Here is a 15,573-nt window from a genome sequence, read left to right as displayed (position 1 = left end):
CCTTTCTATTTTAGCAGTCTAAATGAAATATTTCTTTAAAGCCGACCTTCCCTTTCTCTGTTACTTTAATGGCGCGAATGGATGGAACACGAGTTAGCCAGTCAAGCTCGAGGAGTCGGTTTAATAGTTCACTACCTAGTGCACCAGCTAAATGATAACGCCGCTCACTCCAATCTAAACAGGCGTGACAAAAGGAGCGCCGTTGTCTTTTTAAAGCAGCTATATCAATGCCGAATGAGGTAAAAAATAAAGTGCCCTCATTGGTCAGTATAAATTGTTTTTCTTCCAGCTTTATATAGCCTGCTGCCACCAATGATTCCGTCAATTGAACGCCTAGCTTACCAGCCAGATGATCATAGCAAGTTCTAGCAGCCTGCAATAATTTGATTTGACTCGATTGCTTTAAAGAACGAACTTCAGGTGGAGGGGAGATGGCTAGGAAAGCTTCAAGAAATTGAGCAATGTCGTCACTCGCTAATTGAAAATAACGGTGTCGGCCTTGCTTTTCAACTTTTATTAGTTTACCTTCTACTAATTTAGCAAGATGAAAGCTAGCTGTTTGCGGTTTGATGGCGGCCATATAGGCAAGTTCACTAGCTGTATGAAAGCGACCATCCATCATACTAGCAAGTATTGTTGCTCTTGATGTCTCGCCAAGCAGTGCAGCTATTTCAGCCATATTTGGATTAATTCCCATGTGTCACAATCCTTTCAGTTTTCTATAGTTGATTTTAGGGAAAGTAATGATCATTTACAATAAAAATAAGGAGGAGAACGACATGGAAACATATTATGCAGTGATTTTTACATCACAAAGAACGGAGCAGGACGAGGAGGGCTATGGCAAAATGGCTGAAAGAATAGATGCCTTAGCACAGCAGCAGCCTGGTTTTCTGCGTGCTGAGAGTGTAAGAAATGAGGAAGGAAAGGGAATTACGGTGTCTTATTGGGCATCATTAGAGGCTATTCAAGCATGGAAGGAACATGCAAAGCATTTAATAGCACAGCAATTGGGTAAAGATAAATGGTATACGGCATACAATGTGGAAATTTGCCAAATGCTTAAAGCGTATTCTTTTAAAAAATAGCAGCTAGGAGAGCTTGAGCTTGGATTATACTTATTTTAGTAGAAGGTGAAGAAATGGAGCCATTTCTTCAGCGATACATATATTCCTGGCGCTTTAACGGTTGGCTTTTCCATGATATGGTGTTGGGGATTGTACTAAGCATAGGAATGTTACTTGTATTGTTTCTTAATTATAAAGCGTAGCCGTGTTGTAACAGCTATCATTTTATTAATTGCTTTTTTTAGTGCCAGCAATTTTGCCATGTTTATTTTTGGGTTAGCGGGGCGGGGCTTTCCCATTCAGGCGGAATCAGCTATTTATACGGATGAAGAGCAGGACATTGCTGTTCAAATGGTGCGAGGACTTGAAAATAATGGTGTATCTCTTGGTATTACCCAGATAATTTCGCATTATTTAATGATTGCGGTTAATTTGCAAACGGGTGAGAAGCAATGGGTAAAATCTGCCTCCCATAAAGAAAAGCTTATTGGCCACTTTATGGATGGTTTGCTTGTTCATCATCGTAATGGTGAGTTTGGACAATTGTCGCTCTTAGATATTGAAACAGGAAAAGAGCTACTTTCTGAAAAAGAATTTCGGCAACAACACAAGGCACTCATTGATATTTTAAGTAATGGTGCACATGATATCGTTGCTTTACAAAACAATTTATATGTAGAGGGTGTTGATGGCAAGTTTTAATGCTATGATGGTAAACATTTAAGTGAAGACCCGCAGGCGAAGGAAGATTTAGCAACACGTTTCTTCCTTGAAACAACCTTACCTCACTATTTTGCTGTCCATCAGCAGCTTTTAAAGGATGATGAAGAAATTCGTGCGTTTAGTAGTAGGATATTAGAGGAGCCTGCTATAAAAGCCTATCAAAATTTAGATCCAAAAGTAATTGATGTAGATATACAGGCACAAACAGCGCTTCTTTCTTACCGACAAACAAAGCGTGAAAGTGCAGATCATCTACTCGTGCTGTATGATATGAACAAGCACCAAATTGGCTGGGAAATCAATATAGGTAGAGTGAATTCATATCAGAAGCAGCCTAGTGTTCATACATTAGATAATAATTATATTATTCAAACGGGAGATCATTTGCTAATAGTAGATAAAGACACAAGAAAAATTCATGTAACCTATCATTTACGCTGGAATCGACCTATTTCGTAAATAGCACTACATACAGGAAGGGTGAAACATCATGAATGAACAAGTAGCAGCTTGGATTATACGCTTTCAAAGGGACAAGGATAGAGAGGCACTGGCCAATTTAAAAGCATATTGCTCTAGCATGATTGAGCCCTTAATCGAGGAATTTACGGACAAATATGGTGAGGAGGCTGGTGCATTATTACGTTTAAAATGGAATAAACGATTTTATTTTATTTTTACCAAATACCAGCTACATGTTGGACTACCATTAGAAACCTTTGTCCAAAACACCTACCGTTTTTATTTTATGCAAGTATTGAAAAAGGCAGGCTATTCATAAGAAAAATCCGCGTAGTGTAGCAAGCACACTCGCGGATTTTATAATTTATTCTTTTAACCCTTTGCCAAGTCCTTTTAAGAAATGGACGCCAAATTGAACAGCTCGATTGACATCTGGATCATTGAGCATTTTCACAAGTTTAAAGGCACTTATTTTTTCATCGGCTTCAAGTGCTTTGTTAGCTTCCTCTACCCCAGCATTTAAGCCTTCAACCAGCTTTGCCGTTGTTTCAGGATTTAGCTCAGTCAATGCGCCAGCAACGCCCATTAGATTATTAATCATATTGGTCACTGGCTTGCGTGTTAATTGTTCAAGAGCAATATGGGCAACTTCCTCTTTGGCTTCTAATAGCTTCATGGCTGCCTCTAATGCACCAATATCATTTAACTCCGCCATAATGCTAAAAACCTGATTGACCGTTTCTTCATTGTCTGACAGCAGCTGTTGCAGATTGGCTAATTTTTGTTCCTTGAGTTGCTCTTCTGTGAATTGCAGCTTTTTTATTTTTGTAATGGGTACAGCCATACTCTCACTCTCTTTCGTTAATGGTTGTTAAGTGAACATAGCCAGGACGATTCCATTTTCGTTGTACCTCAACACCATTTTGAGGATGCCGCTTTTTATAGCGTGGGTTTGTACGCGGAAGCGGCGATTTCCCTTTTGGTTTTAGCACCTCTACTCGCACCTTTGTTTGCTTATATGCTGGTGTTGATGTATTGACATCTGCAGCAGGGCCCGTTAAAAAATTAATGGCTGAATCTTTGCTAACAGAGTTCATTGGTAAGAATAATTCATTTCCTTGCACGCGATCTGTGACAAGGGCATTTAGCTTTAAGGCACCATATGGAGACACTAAACGGAGTAGGGCGCCATCTGCAATGCCTCGTTCTTTTGCCAATTCTGGTGATACTTCAACGAAAATTTCAGGTACTTTTGATTGAATCCCTTGTGATTTATTGGTTAAATTTCCTTCATGGAAGTGTTCAAGCATACGACCATTATTAATATGACAATCGTACTGTGCCTCAAATTCAACTGGTTGCACCCAATCGTTTAAAGCAAAACGAGCTTTTTTATCAGGGAAATTAAAACCGTCTTCATATAATAATGGTGTATCTGTGCCATCATGGCTACCCCAGCAGAAGCTACCCCAGCCCTCTAAAACATCATAGTTAGCCTGTGAGAAAAGGGGAGATAGACTCGCCATTTCATCGAAAATGTCACTTGGATGATTATAATGCCAATCTGCCCCTAGGCGACGTGCCACTGCTTGAAGGATTTCCCAGTCTGCCTTTGACTCACCAAGAGTTGGTAAAACCTGATACAGCCGCTGCACACGACGTTCTGTATTGGTAAATGTTCCCTCTTTTTCAAGTGATGGTGCAGCAGGTAAAATCACATCTGCATATTGCGCTGTACGTGATAGGAAGCAATCCTGCACAACGAAGAAATCTAATTGTGACAGCACTTCATCTATATGGTTGGCGTTACAGTCCACAAGCGCCATATCCTCACCCACTAAATACATGGCCTTCATTTTGCCTTCCATGATCGCATCAAGCATTTGTCCGTTTTTACGTCCTGGCTGTGATGGAATTTTAACACCATAGGCTTTTTCAAATTTGGCACGGGCTGTATCATCTGTCACTTGTTGATAGCCTGGCAATAGATTTGGCAATGTCCCCATGTCACAGGCGCCTTGTACATTATTATGACCACGCAGCGGGTAGGCTCCAGCACCTGGACGACGATAGTTACCTGTTGCTAAAAGTAAATTTGAAATAGCTGCTGAAGTATAAGAGCCACCAGTATTTTGTGTTACACCCATACCCCAAAGTACACATGTGCCGTCTGCATCACGAATCATTTCAGCCACTTCGATCAATGTTTCTTTGCTAATACCCGTCATTTCCTCAGCGTAATCAAGTGTATAGGTTTCAAGCACCTGTTTAAAATCATCAAAATAAAGGACATTTTCTCGAATAAAGGCTTCATCATGCCAGCCTTGATCGATGATGTATTTGGTTACAGCCATTAGCCAAACTTGATCGGTTCCTGGCTTTGGACGCATAAAAATATCGGAGCGCTCTGCCATTTCATGCTTACGAATATCCGCAACAATTAATTTCTGTCCATGCAGCTTATGAGCACGTTTGACACGCGTTGCTAAAACAGGATGCCCCTCCGCTGGGTTAGCTCCAACAATAATGACAAGACCAGCCTTGGCAATATCCTTGATTGTCCCAGCATCACCACCCATACCAACAGTACGTAATAAACCATCCGTAGCAGGGGATTGACAATAACGAGAGCAATTATCTACATCATTTGTTTCAAACAATTGACGTGCCATTTTTTGAATTAAGTAATTTTCTTCGTTCGTAATTTTAGACGAGGAGATAAAGCCAACAGAGCCAGGGCCATATTGCTGCTGAATACCACCAAGCTTTGTAGCAATTAAATCGAGTGCCTCATCCCAAGATGCTTCTACAAATTCCTCATTTTTACGAATCAAAGGCTTGGTAATACGCTCCTCCGAGTTGATAAAGTCCCAGCCAAATTTCCCTTTTACACAGGTAGAGATGGCATTTACTGGCCCCTCTGAAGGCTGTACTTTTAAAATTTTGCGATCTTTTGTCCACACTTCAAACGAACAACCAACACCACAGAATGTACAGACGGTTTTTGTTTTTCGCGTGCGCTTACTCCGCATCGCTGCTTCGATTTCAGATACCGCAAAAATACCACTATAGCCGGGTTCCACTTCTTTAATTAAATGAATCATCGGATCTAACATATCCTGCTTAAGCCCCGTCATAAATCCAGCCTCTCCAAGCATGGATTTTTCCATTAGGGCATTACACGGACAGACAGTGACACATTGCCCACAGCCTACGCAGGAAGAATCATTAATCGCCACGCCCGTATCCCAAATAACGCGAGGTCTTTCTGCCTCCCAATCTAAAGACAGTGTTTCATTTACCTGTAAATTTTGACAAACCTCTACACATTGCCCACATGCAATACATTGATTGGGATCATAGCGGTAAAATGGGTGGGACATATCCACCTCATTTGGCTCTACTTTTGGCTTGTATGGATATTTTTGATGCTCGATTTCCATTAGCTCAGCGGTGTTGTGTAATGTACAATTGCCATTGTTGTTATCACAAACCGTACAGTAAAGTAGGTGATTTTCCAGTAGGCGATCCATTGCCTCGGTTTGCGCAGCCTTTGCTTTTTCTGAATTTAGTAAAACATCCATGCCATTAGCAATTTTCGTTGAGCAGGAACGCACTAATTGGCCATCTACCTCAACGATACATGTATCACATGTCTCAATAGGGTCAACAGCTGGCACATGACAAATTTGAGGATGGGCAATGTCATGCTGATTAATGATATCAAGGATTGTAGCGCCTTCTGTTGCATCATACGGTACGCCATTAATATTGATTTGAGTCAAGGGGTCTTCCTCCTTTTGCATGTTAAGTTGACTAGAACAATTGTTATAGCTTCAAAGAAAAAGGGAATAACATATCAAGTGAATGATTTTAGTAAAAGATTGTCTTGCTATTATTGTAATTCCTTCATAACCTTGAAGCTACACTTAAATTGCTAGAGTGTAGCAAGTTGTTCAATGTTCGCATAAAAAAATCCACCATGAAAAAACACGTCTTGGACATGTTTATGCTTCATGGTGGATAAAATTCTTAGCAGGTCTTGCTAAAAACTCAATCTACTTTTATGTGCGTAACAATAGAATTCAACCATTAAAATAGCTTAATTCCATTACTGTTCCTCACCATTATAGTCCTTTTTGGTTAAATGAACAATATGGATTGCCTAAAATATTTGCCCTTTTATTTTTTTGCAAGTTACTATATCATTAACAAACTGTAAGGGTGACCCTGATAGAGACGGCATCCAAAAGTCTTAGAACGATGGGGGAAGCATAGCTATGTCTAAAAAGGTACATGAATTTAACGATATCATTCGAAAGCTGCGCAAAGAAATATTTGGGAAAGGTCCAGAGCGTATTCATACCGTTTTTGTGGATAATATGGCTGTGTCCACTTTATATGGCAATCTTACACCAACCGAAAAATTTATTGCCAGTACACCTGAAGGGCTACAGATGGTACGTACAGCTCGCACAAGTATGATTCAAGATTTATATACACAATCACCGCCTGAAGGAATGGAGGAATTAATGGGCAGTCAATTACTCCACCTCTTTTCAGACATTAAAATTGAAGAGGATTTTGCGATTTCTGTCTTTGTTTTTGACAAGAACATCAGTGAGTAAGGAGGATGCCATATGGAGCGAGCCATCACAAGGAAAATTTTACGTGTGGACAATCAGCAAGTGAAAACAATGAATGATCTCGTTGTGTCAGAATATGCGGTGACAGTCAAGATTAATGGACAGGAATTTGTCACGATGGTTTGTACGCCTGAGTATGTGGAGGATATGGTCATTGGCTATCTTGCCTCTGAGCGTGTGATCCGCAGCTATGAGGATATTGAGGAAATATGGTATCAGGAACAACAGGGCTTTGTCCATATTCGCACAAAGCATGTCAATCCTTACTATCAGCAAACACAAAATAAACGCTATATTACATCCTGCTGTGGCATGAGTCGTCAAGGCTTTGTTTTTACAAATGATGCATTAGTAGCGAAAAAAATGGACGACATCCATGTGCAAATTACGTCTGATGATTGCTTTCGTTTAATGCTTGCGATGCAGGATAGTGCTGATATTTTTAAAAAAACAGGCGGTGTGCATAATGCGGCACTATGCGATGTCAATGGCATTGTGTTAAGTCGCATGGATATTGGCCGTCATAATGCTTTAGATAAAATTTATGGCCATTGTCTGCGCAACAACATCAGTATGCAAGGTAAAATTATTGTTTTTAGTGGGCGAATATCATCGGAGATTTTACTGAAAGTATCCAAGATTGGCTGTGAAATTGTGCTGTCGAAATCAGCACCCACAGAATTAGCTCTACAATTGGCAGAGCAGCTAGGGATTACAGCAGTAGGCTTTATTCGCCGCAACACATTGAATATTTATACACACGCACAACGCATTTTATTACCCACAAATGAGGTATTGAAAGAAGGAGATTAAATGACGAATCTACAAGACCAATACCAACGACCATTAAGAGATTTAAGAATATCTGTGACAGATCGCTGTAATTTCCGCTGTCGCTATTGCATGCCCGCAGAAGTATTTGGTCCAGATTACGCATTTTTACCATCTGCTAAAATTTTAAGTTTTGATGAGATTGAACGCTTAGTCACCATTTTTGTGGCATTAGGGGTGAAAAAGATACGTATTACAGGTGGTGAGCCGCTATTACGTCGTGATTTGCCCACATTAATTGAACGTATTCATCAGATTGAGGGCGTTGAGGATATTGCACTTACAACAAATGGTGTTTTATTAAAAAAATATGCAGAGCCATTGGCAAAGGCGGGTTTATCGCGTGTTTCTGTTAGTTTAGATTCACTGGATCATGAGCGCTTTTTTGAGATGAACGGTCAGCGTGGCAAGGTTAGCACTGTATTAGAGGGCATTGAAAAGGCAGCAGAAGCGGGCTTGCAGGTCAAGATTAATATGGTTGTTCAAAAAGGGCAAAATGATCAGGATATTGTAGCAATGGCACGATTTTTCAAAGAGAAGCAGCATATTTTACGCTTTATTGAATATATGGATGTTGGGAATTCAAATGGCTGGCGGCTTGATGATGTTGTATCAAAAAAGGAAATTCTCGATCAAGTGCAACAATTTTCACCGTTACAAGCCATTGCCCCAAACTACAAAGGAGAAGTGGCGACACGTTATCAATATCAGGACAAGCAAGGTGAAATTGGTGTGATTTCTTCCGTCACGGATTCTTTCTGCTCCACCTGCTCGCGTGCCCGTCTATCGGCAGAGGGAACCTTATATACGTGCTTATTTGCAACAGCAGGCACGGATTTAAGAGAGCTGTTACGCACAGGGCAGGATGATGCAACGATTCGCCAGCACATTGCACATGTCTGGGGCGATCGAACAGATCGTTACTCAGATGAACGCAATGAGCAGACGAGAGCGAAAAGACAAAGCGCGAAAATTGAAATGTCTCATATTGGCGGATAAGCAAGGACCAACAAAAAAATCGGCTCAGTCATTGTCCGATTTTTTTGTTTATCCTATATGAACAGATGTTTTTGATGCGAATTCCAAGCATAAAAAATGTTTAATTCAGGGACGGGGAGACTGTAAAAACCCTTTATTTATGCATAAATGTGCCGCTTTTACCACCTGTTTTTTCCACCAGATAGGTGTCTTTAATAACCATTGTTTTATCAACGGCTTTACACATATCGTAAAAGGTTAGAGCTGCAATGGAGACAGCCGTGAGTGCCTCCATTTCAACACCTGTTTTTCCGCTACATTTCACCGTTGCTTGGATATGGAGCTCATAGCCATCTTTTGCCTTTGTATAGTCAAATTGCAGATCTGTTCCCTGTAGCATAATGGGGTGACACATTGGGATAATATCGGCTGTTTTTTTCGCGCCCATAATCCCAGCAATTTGTGCTACATGTGTAGGGTCGCCCTTTTTTATGCCACCTTGTTGGATGGCTTGATAGACCTCATCAGATAGGGTAATGGTACTGCGCGCAGTGGCTGTTCGTGTTGTAATTTCTTTCGCTGAAATATCGACCATTTTCGGACGGCCTTCTTCGTTCCAGTGTGAAAATTTAGTCATGGTTGCTCTCCTTGTTAGCGATTTGCGCCCAATCTTGCTGCGCATTGATATTAATAAATGTGGGCTCATGCTCTGTAAATGGCACATAGCACACACGAAGCTGCTCTAATAACACCTTCATATTGCGTTTGTTTTGCTGGATCAGCGCCGTTGTTTTGGCTAATGCAGTGCGACGATATAATGCCGCTAGTGGCTGGTAGCGTTCCCCTTGCCTTGGCACAATGGCATCATACTGATCATCGATAAAGCCAAGCATTTGTTGAATAAATAGTGCATTCATGCACGGCATATCACAGGCAACGATAAAAAACCACTCCACTTCAGGATAGGCTGTGAGAATTGTATGTAGGGCAAAAAGAGGCCCTTGATGTGGCCTTTTATCAATTAGCCATTGAACATGATCCTCTGTAAAATATGGCTGTAGACTGGCATTTGTCGCTATGATGATTGGGTCTAATTGACTTTGCTGTAATGCTGTAAGACTCTGTTTATATAATGGCTGGCCAGCAAATAACGCAAACATTTTAGGCTGGCCATAGCGGGAGGATTGACCACCTGCTAATAGAACACCTGCAATATTCATAGGCGGTTCAGCTCACCAACAAAATGCTGCACAGTAGGGTTAATCAGTTTGGTCATAGCGAGTGTGACGGCATTAGTTGAGCCTGGTAATAGATAAATGGCTGTTTGTTGGCAGCTACCTGCTGTGGCACGGCTAAACATTGCTTTCGGTCCAATTTCTTCATAGCTGAGTATGCGAAATAATTCGCCAAACCCCGTCATCTCCTTATCAAAAAGAGGAACAATGGTGTCGTAGGTTTGATCTCTTGGTGTAAATCCTGTACCACCTGTCACGATAATGGTATTAATGTCAGGATGCGCACACCACTGCTGGATATAGTGCAAAATGCTCGGTGGTTCATCCTTTGTTAGTTGATAGTCTATAATATCAAATGAAGCCTCTTGCAGCAATGAGTGAATACGCTGTCCACTGCGATCATCTGCTTTTGTACGGGTATCACTTACAGTTAAAATGGCAGCTTGAATCGATAGCTGCTGATGTGTGGGATGCATTGATAAAAACCTCCTTCACGCTGTCAAACATTGTTTTCATTATAATGCTATCAACGAAAAGGTCAAACGAAAATTCATAGAAAGAAAGGCAAATGTTTATGGAGAATAGATATTCAAGACAACAATTATTTCGCCCAATTGGTGAGAATGGGCAGCAAGCACTTGGGCAAAAACATGTCCTCATTGTTGGAGTTGGCGCATTAGGTAGTGCGAGCGCAGAGGCACTTGTAAGATCAGGCATTGGCAAGCTAACGATTATTGACCGTGATTATGTAGAGTGGAGCAATTTACAAAGACAGCAATTATATACGGAGCAAGATGCACAAGACAAAATGCCAAAGGTGATTGCAGCCAAAAAAAGACTCCAGCAAATTAACACAGAGGTAGCCATTCATGCCGCTATTATGGATGCCAGTGCCGCATCATTAGAGCCACTGCTGGCAGATGTCGATGTGATGGTGGATGCCACTGATAATTTTGATGTGCGCTTTCTTATGAATGACCTTGCCCAAAAATATGACATTCCATGGGTATACGGCTCCTGTGTTAGTAGCTATGGCGCGACCTATACGATTATACCGGGGCAAACACCATGCCTGCATTGCCTGCTAAAGGTGATGCCTCGTACTGGAATGACCTGTGATACGGTAGGCATTATTAGTCCAGCTGTGCAAATTGTAGCTGCCTATCAAGTGGCTGAGGTTTTAAAGCTAGCAGTGGGGGATAAGAAAGCCTTACGCAAAAGCTATTTAACCTTTGATGTATGGCAAAATCAGCATTATGAAATCAATGTGGATACAATGCAACAGGATGATTGTCCATCCTGTGGTCAAAACCCTACATACCCCTATTTATCTTATGACAATCAAACAAAATTAGCAGTATTATGTGGTCGTGATGCGGTTCAAATTCGACCAGCCAAGCCGATTTATTATCAATTAGAGCAGTTGGCAACTAAGCTTCGTCCGTATGGTGAGATTCAGCTTAATCCTTATTTGCTAGCTTGCCAAGCAACGGATTATCGCATTGTTATTTTCCAGGATGGACGAGTTGTGATTCATGGTATTCAAGATATTCAACAAGCGAAAAGCATTTACTATCGTTTATTAGGCTAAGGAGTGGATGAAATGGTAGAAAAAAGAAAACCGATTGCTGTAGGTGAGGCTGTGCAACGTGTGATGCATTATGCCTTTCCAGCCAAAAAAGAGCTTGTGCCACTAACACAAGCATATGGACGTTTTATTGCAGAAGATATTGTAACAGATCAGGATATACCCGCCTTTGATCGTTCACCCTATGATGGCTATGCGATCCGCTCCATTGATAGTCAAGAGGCTTCATCTGAGCATCCTGTTCGTTTTCAGGTTGTAGGGGAAATTGGGGCTGGCTTTGTCTATGAGGAGGACGTTGGCTATCGACAAGCAGTACGGATTATGACAGGTGCGCCGATTCCAAAGGGCTGTGATGCCGTTGTCATGCTTGAATTAACCCAGACATTTGAGGTAAATCATCAAACCTATATGTCCATTAAACGCTCCTTTGCAGCAGGAACAAATATTTCCTATAAAGGCGAAGAAGTGCGACAGGGAACAACGCTTATTACTGCAGGGCAATACATCAATCCAGGTGTGATGGCGTTACTTGCCACATTTGGCTACCAGCAAGTACCAGTGTTTCGCAAAGTAACGGTCGGTGTCATTGCGACAGGCAGTGAACTACTAGAGCCAGAGGAAGCGTTACAGCCAGGCAAAATTCGTAATAGTAATGCCTATATGGTAATGGCACAAATTGAACGTGCAGGAGCGGAGGTTCAATACTTTGGCAAGCTTAGTGATGACCTTGACTTATGTATTGAAATCGTTGGAAAAGCATTGCAGGAAGTGGATATTTTAATAACGACAGGCGGGGTATCAGTGGGTGATTATGATTATTTACCTGCCATCTATCAAGCCATTCAAGCGGATGTCTTGTTTAATAAAGTAGCCATGCGCCCAGGTAGTGTCACAACAGTAGCTGCTCGCAATGGACAATTATTATTCGGGCTTTCTGGCAATCCATCCGCCTGCTATGTGGGCTTTGAACTTTTTGTACGTCCAATTATTCGTACAGCCGTTGGCAATCAGCAGCCACATTTACGTAGAGAACAAGCCGTACTAGGAGCAGATTTTACCAAGCCAAATCCATTTACACGCTTTGTACGAGCAAGTGCCTATTATGAGGAAGGGCAGCTTTTTACTGTACCCTCTGGCTTTGATAAATCGAGCGCCGTTTCTTCTCTAGCAGCAGCCAATGCCTTTATTATGTTACCAGGCGGTTCAAGAGGCTATGAAAAGGGTAGGCAGGTGGCCGTTTTATTGCTAGAAGACTTGCAGGGAAGTGAATGGCCTTGGGACAATATCAAAAAATCCTCCAAATCGTAGGCTATCAAAATAGCGGGAAAACGACCTTGATGGAGCAATTAATTGCACACGCGACAGCGCAAGGGCTACGTGTAGGAGCCATTAAGCATCATGGACATGGTGGTATTCCCATGATCGAAACAACGAAAGATAGTCTGCGCCATGAGCAGGCAGGAGCAAGCGTCACAGCAGTAGAGGGCGATGGAACATTACGTCTAAGCATTCATCAAAATAGCTGGCAGCTTGCCGATATATTAGCGATTTATGCCAACTTGCCAATGGACTTGATTTTAGTTGAGGGCTATAAAAAAGAACCTTATCCAAAGGTCGTACTTTTACGAGCAGCACAAGACCAAGCTTTACTGCAACAAGTGTCGAATATTCTCTGTGTGCTCTATTGGCAGGACTGTATAGTGGATAAATCACTAGCGATTCCAGCTTTTTCAATAGATGACCCAGCACGGTATATGGAATTTTTATGGACAGAAATGAGGGGAAATGATTGTTTAACATAACAGAAAAACCAATTGATGTGGAGGCAGTACGCCAAAAGGTAGTTAGCCGCAATGCAGGGGCGATTACGCTATTTATTGGCACAGTAAGAGAGCTGACAAATGGCAAAAAAACACTACACTTAGAATATCAAGCCTATCCAGCAATGGCAGTGAAAATGTTTGAGCAGATTGCCAAAGAAATTCAGGAACAATGGCCTGAAGCAAAGGTGGCAATTACACATCGCGTTGGGCATTTAGCAATTTCTGATATTGCAGTTGTTATTGCTGTGTCATCTCCCCATCGTAAAATGGCTTATCAGGCAAATGAATATGCCATTGAGCGCATGAAGCAAATTGTGCCGATTTGGAAAAAGGAATTTTGGGAAGATGGCAGTGAATGGATAGGCGATCAATTAGAAAATATCCCTTATCCTCAGGGACAGCCATCTATTGACAAGGAGGACTAGCATGATTCATATACTATTATTTGCACATTTACAGGAAGTGGTGGGCGAGTCGAAGTTAGCAGTAGAGCTGTCGCATATTACAGTGGGTCAACTAAAGACTTGGCTGGAAAAGCAATATCCACAGCTATCACTGCAATCTATAATGGTGGCCATCAATGAGGAGTTTGCCACAGATACAACGATGATTCAATCAGGTGATACCATTGCCTTTATTCCACCAATTAGCGGAGGATAACAACAGCATTCAATCATAGGAAAGAGGTAGTTGGTGGGGAGCCGACTACCTCTTTACACTTTGAGCAGATGAATGCTAAGCAGCATTAAAAACGAAATGCCAATCATGCACAGTACCCATGCCCAAGCAAGCGACATATTGCCACCATCAATTGCCATATAAATGGCAAGTGGCGTTGTTTGGGTTTTCCCTGGAATATTGCCAGCAAACATTAATGTTGCCCCAAATTCACCTAAAGCGCGGGTAAAGCTGAGTATGCCTCCTGAAACAAGGGCCTTCAATGCAAGCGGCACGGATATATAGAGAAAAACCTGCCATTCATTCGCACCATCTATACGCGCAGCATTTTCAATATCTGGGTCTACAGAGGCAAAGCCCGTTTTAGCCGATTGATACATTAACGGAAAGGCTACAATGGTCGAGGCAATCACAGCCGCCCACCATGTAAACATCACGGGCTGGTGAAACAGCCATATAAGTAGCTGCCCAAAGACACTATTTTTGCCAAATATAATAATTAACAAAAAGCCTACAACTGTGGGAGGCAGTACTAGTGGCAGTAGCAATACGGTTTCGAGTAATAACTTCCCTTTAAAATGGCAAGTAGCCATCCATTTGCCAAGCAAAATCCCTGCGATTATGGCAAGAATGCCTGCAACAAAGGCAATTTCAATGGATAGTTTCACAGGAGACCAGAAATCGGCACTCATTTATTCTTGAGCGCCTTTAAAGCCGTACTTTTTAAAGACAACCATCGCTTCATCACTTTGTAAAAACTGATAAAAAGCTTGCGCCTCCTGTGCGTGTGGGCTATCCTTGATAACCCCTACAGGATAAATAATTGGTGTATGCAGCGTATCACTGGCAGTTGCCACAATCGCCACTTTTTCTGATACAAGGGCATCTGTTTTATAAACAATACCAGCATCTACATTCTCTGTTTCTGTGTACGTTAGCACTTGGCGTACATCCTTTGTATAAACCACTTTAGGCTCTACTGCTTCCCAAAGATTCATATTTTTTAATGTCTCCATACCATATTGCCCAGCAGGAACGCTTTCAGGTGTACCGAGTGCAATTTTATCAGCCTGTGGTAAATCCTCAAAAGATTGAATCTGTTTGTTATTATTTTTCGGAACAACTAAGACAAGCTCATTTGCTAAAAGGTCTGTTCCTTGGTTCGCAGTGATCATATCTTTTTCTACGAGTGCATCAAATTTGTCCTCTGCTGCTGAAAAGAATAGATCAGCAGGCGCACCGTTTAAAATTTGTTGCTGTAATGCACCTGAACCACCAAAGTTATAGAGCAATGTGATAGTATCATGCTCTTTTTCATAGGTTGTTTTTAACTCCTCTAAAGCATCTTGTAAGCTAGCAGCCGCAGAAATGGTTAATTCGATAGGTTCGTTGCTTACTTGTGTATCTTTTTCTTGGTTACTACAGCCTGCTATCATACAAGTGAGTAGTAGGAATGCAGAAAAGAAACGATAAAATTTTTTCATATGAATAAGGCTCCTTTTATAATTCGTTATAACAAGATATAACTAATTATAATCAGTT

Annotated in this window: 20 protein-coding genes; 12 read left to right on the top strand and 8 right to left on the bottom strand. The window is 41.4% G+C overall.

Going from position 1 to position 15,573, the window contains the following annotated elements:
• Positions 1 to 10: 10 nt before the first annotated feature.
• Complete coding sequence (locus MHB44_RS12790; protein WP_341299473.1) at positions 11 to 697, bottom strand: helix-turn-helix domain-containing protein; 687 nt, start codon at positions 695 to 697, stop codon at positions 11 to 13.
• Positions 698 to 779: 82 nt separating this feature from the next.
• On the opposite strand from MHB44_RS12790, the gene MHB44_RS12785 reads away from it, so the two are divergent.
• The 4 genes from MHB44_RS12785 to MHB44_RS12770 all read left to right on the top strand — a co-directional run bounded on the left by MHB44_RS12785 (position 780) and on the right by MHB44_RS12770 (position 2,571).
• The gene (locus MHB44_RS12785; RefSeq protein WP_341299472.1) at positions 780 to 1,088 is read left to right on the top strand and encodes an antibiotic biosynthesis monooxygenase; all 309 of its coding nucleotides are present in this window, start codon (positions 780 to 782) and stop codon (positions 1,086 to 1,088) included.
• A gap of 153 nt (positions 1,089 to 1,241) precedes the next feature.
• On the top strand, positions 1,242 to 1,769 hold the full coding sequence (locus MHB44_RS12780) for a PA2928 family protein (RefSeq protein ID WP_341299471.1): 528 nt from the start codon (positions 1,242 to 1,244) through the stop codon (positions 1,767 to 1,769).
• 291 nt (positions 1,770 to 2,060) lie between these two features.
• Positions 2,061 to 2,249 (top strand): hypothetical protein, encoded by a 189-nt coding sequence (locus tag MHB44_RS12775; protein WP_341299470.1) that lies wholly within the window; start codon positions 2,061 to 2,063, stop codon positions 2,247 to 2,249.
• A gap of 31 nt (positions 2,250 to 2,280) precedes the next feature.
• Complete coding sequence (locus MHB44_RS12770) at positions 2,281 to 2,571, top strand: hypothetical protein (protein ID WP_053994603.1); 291 nt, start codon at positions 2,281 to 2,283, stop codon at positions 2,569 to 2,571.
• Between the two features lie 45 nt (positions 2,572 to 2,616).
• On the opposite strand, the gene MHB44_RS12765 is transcribed toward MHB44_RS12770, so the two are convergent.
• Positions 2,617 to 3,096, bottom strand: a complete 480-nt coding sequence (locus MHB44_RS12765; protein WP_341299469.1) for a DUF1641 domain-containing protein — start codon at positions 3,094 to 3,096, stop codon at positions 2,617 to 2,619.
• Positions 3,097 to 3,100: 4 nt separating this feature from the next.
• A complete protein-coding gene (gene fdhF, locus MHB44_RS12760) occupies positions 3,101 to 6,058 on the bottom strand; it encodes a formate dehydrogenase subunit alpha (protein ID WP_341299468.1) in 2,958 nt (985 codons plus the stop codon).
• A gap of 474 nt (positions 6,059 to 6,532) precedes the next feature.
• On the opposite strand from fdhF, the gene MHB44_RS12755 reads away from it, so the two are divergent.
• The 3 genes from MHB44_RS12755 to moaA all read left to right on the top strand — a co-directional run bounded on the left by MHB44_RS12755 (position 6,533) and on the right by moaA (position 8,728).
• A complete protein-coding gene (locus MHB44_RS12755) occupies positions 6,533 to 6,880 on the top strand; it encodes a DUF2294 domain-containing protein (protein WP_053994606.1) in 348 nt (115 codons plus the stop codon).
• 69 nt (positions 6,881 to 6,949) lie between these two features.
• Positions 6,950 to 7,711, top strand: coding sequence for a formate dehydrogenase accessory sulfurtransferase FdhD (fdhD, locus tag MHB44_RS12750; protein ID WP_341302972.1), 762 nt, complete (start codon positions 6,950 to 6,952; stop codon positions 7,709 to 7,711).
• Positions 7,712 to 8,728, top strand: a complete 1,017-nt coding sequence (gene moaA, locus MHB44_RS12745; RefSeq protein WP_341299467.1) for a GTP 3',8-cyclase MoaA — start codon at positions 7,712 to 7,714, stop codon at positions 8,726 to 8,728.
• Positions 8,729 to 8,861: 133 nt separating this feature from the next.
• Here moaA and moaC read toward each other — a convergent pair whose 3' ends face one another.
• From moaC to MHB44_RS12730, 3 genes are read right to left on the bottom strand one after another with little or no spacing between them, the layout of a single operon-like run.
• A complete protein-coding gene (gene moaC, locus MHB44_RS12740; RefSeq protein ID WP_341299466.1) occupies positions 8,862 to 9,344 on the bottom strand; it encodes a cyclic pyranopterin monophosphate synthase MoaC in 483 nt (160 codons plus the stop codon).
• Positions 9,337 to 9,927, bottom strand: a complete 591-nt coding sequence (locus MHB44_RS12735) for a molybdenum cofactor guanylyltransferase (protein WP_341299465.1) — start codon at positions 9,925 to 9,927, stop codon at positions 9,337 to 9,339. The genes moaC and MHB44_RS12735 overlap by 8 nt, the downstream gene beginning before the upstream one ends.
• On the bottom strand, positions 9,924 to 10,418 hold the full coding sequence (locus tag MHB44_RS12730) for a MogA/MoaB family molybdenum cofactor biosynthesis protein (protein ID WP_341299464.1): 495 nt from the start codon (positions 10,416 to 10,418) through the stop codon (positions 9,924 to 9,926). The genes MHB44_RS12735 and MHB44_RS12730 overlap by 4 nt, the downstream gene beginning before the upstream one ends.
• Positions 10,419 to 10,516: 98 nt before the next feature.
• Between MHB44_RS12730 and MHB44_RS12725 the strand changes: the two genes are divergently transcribed.
• From MHB44_RS12725 to moaD, 5 genes are read left to right on the top strand one after another with little or no spacing between them, the layout of a single operon-like run.
• Entirely contained in the window at positions 10,517 to 11,533 is a 1,017-nt protein-coding gene (locus tag MHB44_RS12725; RefSeq protein WP_341299463.1) for a thiazole biosynthesis adenylyltransferase ThiF, read from the top strand.
• Positions 11,534 to 11,545: 12 nt separating this feature from the next.
• Positions 11,546 to 12,838, top strand: a complete 1,293-nt coding sequence (gene glp / locus MHB44_RS12720) for a gephyrin-like molybdotransferase Glp (RefSeq protein ID WP_341299462.1) — start codon at positions 11,546 to 11,548, stop codon at positions 12,836 to 12,838.
• Positions 12,799 to 13,332: a molybdopterin-guanine dinucleotide biosynthesis protein B gene (mobB, locus tag MHB44_RS12715; RefSeq protein WP_341299461.1), complete on the top strand. Its 534-nt coding sequence runs from the start codon at positions 12,799 to 12,801 to the stop codon at positions 13,330 to 13,332. Before glp ends, mobB begins: the two co-directional genes overlap by 40 nt.
• Positions 13,320 to 13,778, top strand: coding sequence for a molybdenum cofactor biosynthesis protein MoaE (locus MHB44_RS12710; RefSeq protein WP_341299460.1), 459 nt, complete (start codon positions 13,320 to 13,322; stop codon positions 13,776 to 13,778). Before mobB ends, MHB44_RS12710 begins: the two co-directional genes overlap by 13 nt.
• Position 13,779: 1 nt before the next feature.
• Positions 13,780 to 14,013 (top strand): molybdopterin converting factor subunit 1, encoded by a 234-nt coding sequence (moaD, locus tag MHB44_RS12705; RefSeq protein ID WP_341299459.1) that lies wholly within the window; start codon positions 13,780 to 13,782, stop codon positions 14,011 to 14,013.
• 53 nt (positions 14,014 to 14,066) lie between these two features.
• On the opposite strand, the gene modB is transcribed toward moaD, so the two are convergent.
• Together modB and modA are read right to left on the bottom strand one after the other, a co-directional pair.
• Complete coding sequence (gene modB / locus MHB44_RS12700; protein WP_341299458.1) at positions 14,067 to 14,723, bottom strand: molybdate ABC transporter permease subunit; 657 nt, start codon at positions 14,721 to 14,723, stop codon at positions 14,067 to 14,069.
• Positions 14,724 to 15,515 (bottom strand): molybdate ABC transporter substrate-binding protein, encoded by a 792-nt coding sequence (modA, locus tag MHB44_RS12695; protein ID WP_341299457.1) that lies wholly within the window; start codon positions 15,513 to 15,515, stop codon positions 14,724 to 14,726.
• Positions 15,516 to 15,573 lie beyond the last annotated feature (58 nt).

The organism is Lysinibacillus sp. FSL H8-0500 (assembly GCF_038051955.1).
GTDB lineage: Bacteria > Bacillota > Bacilli > Bacillales_A > Planococcaceae > Lysinibacillus > Lysinibacillus macroides.
This window is presented reverse-complemented; position numbering and strand designations above follow the sequence as displayed.

Excerpts from the sequence above, each read along its gene's own strand:
- MHB44_RS12790 (WP_341299473.1), bottom strand. The coding sequence starts at position 697 with ATGGGAATTAATCCAAATATGGCTGAAATAGCTGCACTGCTTGGCGAG.
- MHB44_RS12785 (WP_341299472.1), top strand. The coding sequence starts at position 780 with ATGGAAACATATTATGCAGTGATTTTTACATCACAAAGAACGGAGCAG.
- MHB44_RS12775 (WP_341299470.1), top strand. The coding sequence starts at position 2,061 with ATGAACAAGCACCAAATTGGCTGGGAAATCAATATAGGTAGAGTGAAT.
- MHB44_RS12770 (WP_053994603.1), top strand. The coding sequence starts at position 2,281 with ATGAATGAACAAGTAGCAGCTTGGATTATACGCTTTCAAAGGGACAAG.
- MHB44_RS12765 (WP_341299469.1), bottom strand. The coding sequence starts at position 3,096 with ATGGCTGTACCCATTACAAAAATAAAAAAGCTGCAATTCACAGAAGAG.
- fdhF (WP_341299468.1), bottom strand. The coding sequence starts at position 6,058 with ATGCAAAAGGAGGAAGACCCCTTGACTCAAATCAATATTAATGGCGTA.
- MHB44_RS12755 (WP_053994606.1), top strand. The coding sequence starts at position 6,533 with ATGTCTAAAAAGGTACATGAATTTAACGATATCATTCGAAAGCTGCGC.
- fdhD (WP_341302972.1), top strand. The coding sequence starts at position 6,950 with ATGAATGATCTCGTTGTGTCAGAATATGCGGTGACAGTCAAGATTAAT.
- moaA (WP_341299467.1), top strand. The coding sequence starts at position 7,712 with ATGACGAATCTACAAGACCAATACCAACGACCATTAAGAGATTTAAGA.
- moaC (WP_341299466.1), bottom strand. The coding sequence starts at position 9,344 with ATGACTAAATTTTCACACTGGAACGAAGAAGGCCGTCCGAAAATGGTC.
- MHB44_RS12735 (WP_341299465.1), bottom strand. The coding sequence starts at position 9,927 with ATGAATATTGCAGGTGTTCTATTAGCAGGTGGTCAATCCTCCCGCTAT.
- MHB44_RS12730 (WP_341299464.1), bottom strand. The coding sequence starts at position 10,418 with ATGCATCCCACACATCAGCAGCTATCGATTCAAGCTGCCATTTTAACT.
- MHB44_RS12725 (WP_341299463.1), top strand. The coding sequence starts at position 10,517 with ATGGAGAATAGATATTCAAGACAACAATTATTTCGCCCAATTGGTGAG.
- glp (WP_341299462.1), top strand. The coding sequence starts at position 11,546 with ATGGTAGAAAAAAGAAAACCGATTGCTGTAGGTGAGGCTGTGCAACGT.
- mobB (WP_341299461.1), top strand. The coding sequence starts at position 12,799 with ATGGCCTTGGGACAATATCAAAAAATCCTCCAAATCGTAGGCTATCAA.
- moaD (WP_341299459.1), top strand. The coding sequence starts at position 13,780 with ATGATTCATATACTATTATTTGCACATTTACAGGAAGTGGTGGGCGAG.
- modB (WP_341299458.1), bottom strand. The coding sequence starts at position 14,723 with ATGAGTGCCGATTTCTGGTCTCCTGTGAAACTATCCATTGAAATTGCC.
- modA (WP_341299457.1), bottom strand. The coding sequence starts at position 15,515 with ATGAAAAAATTTTATCGTTTCTTTTCTGCATTCCTACTACTCACTTGT.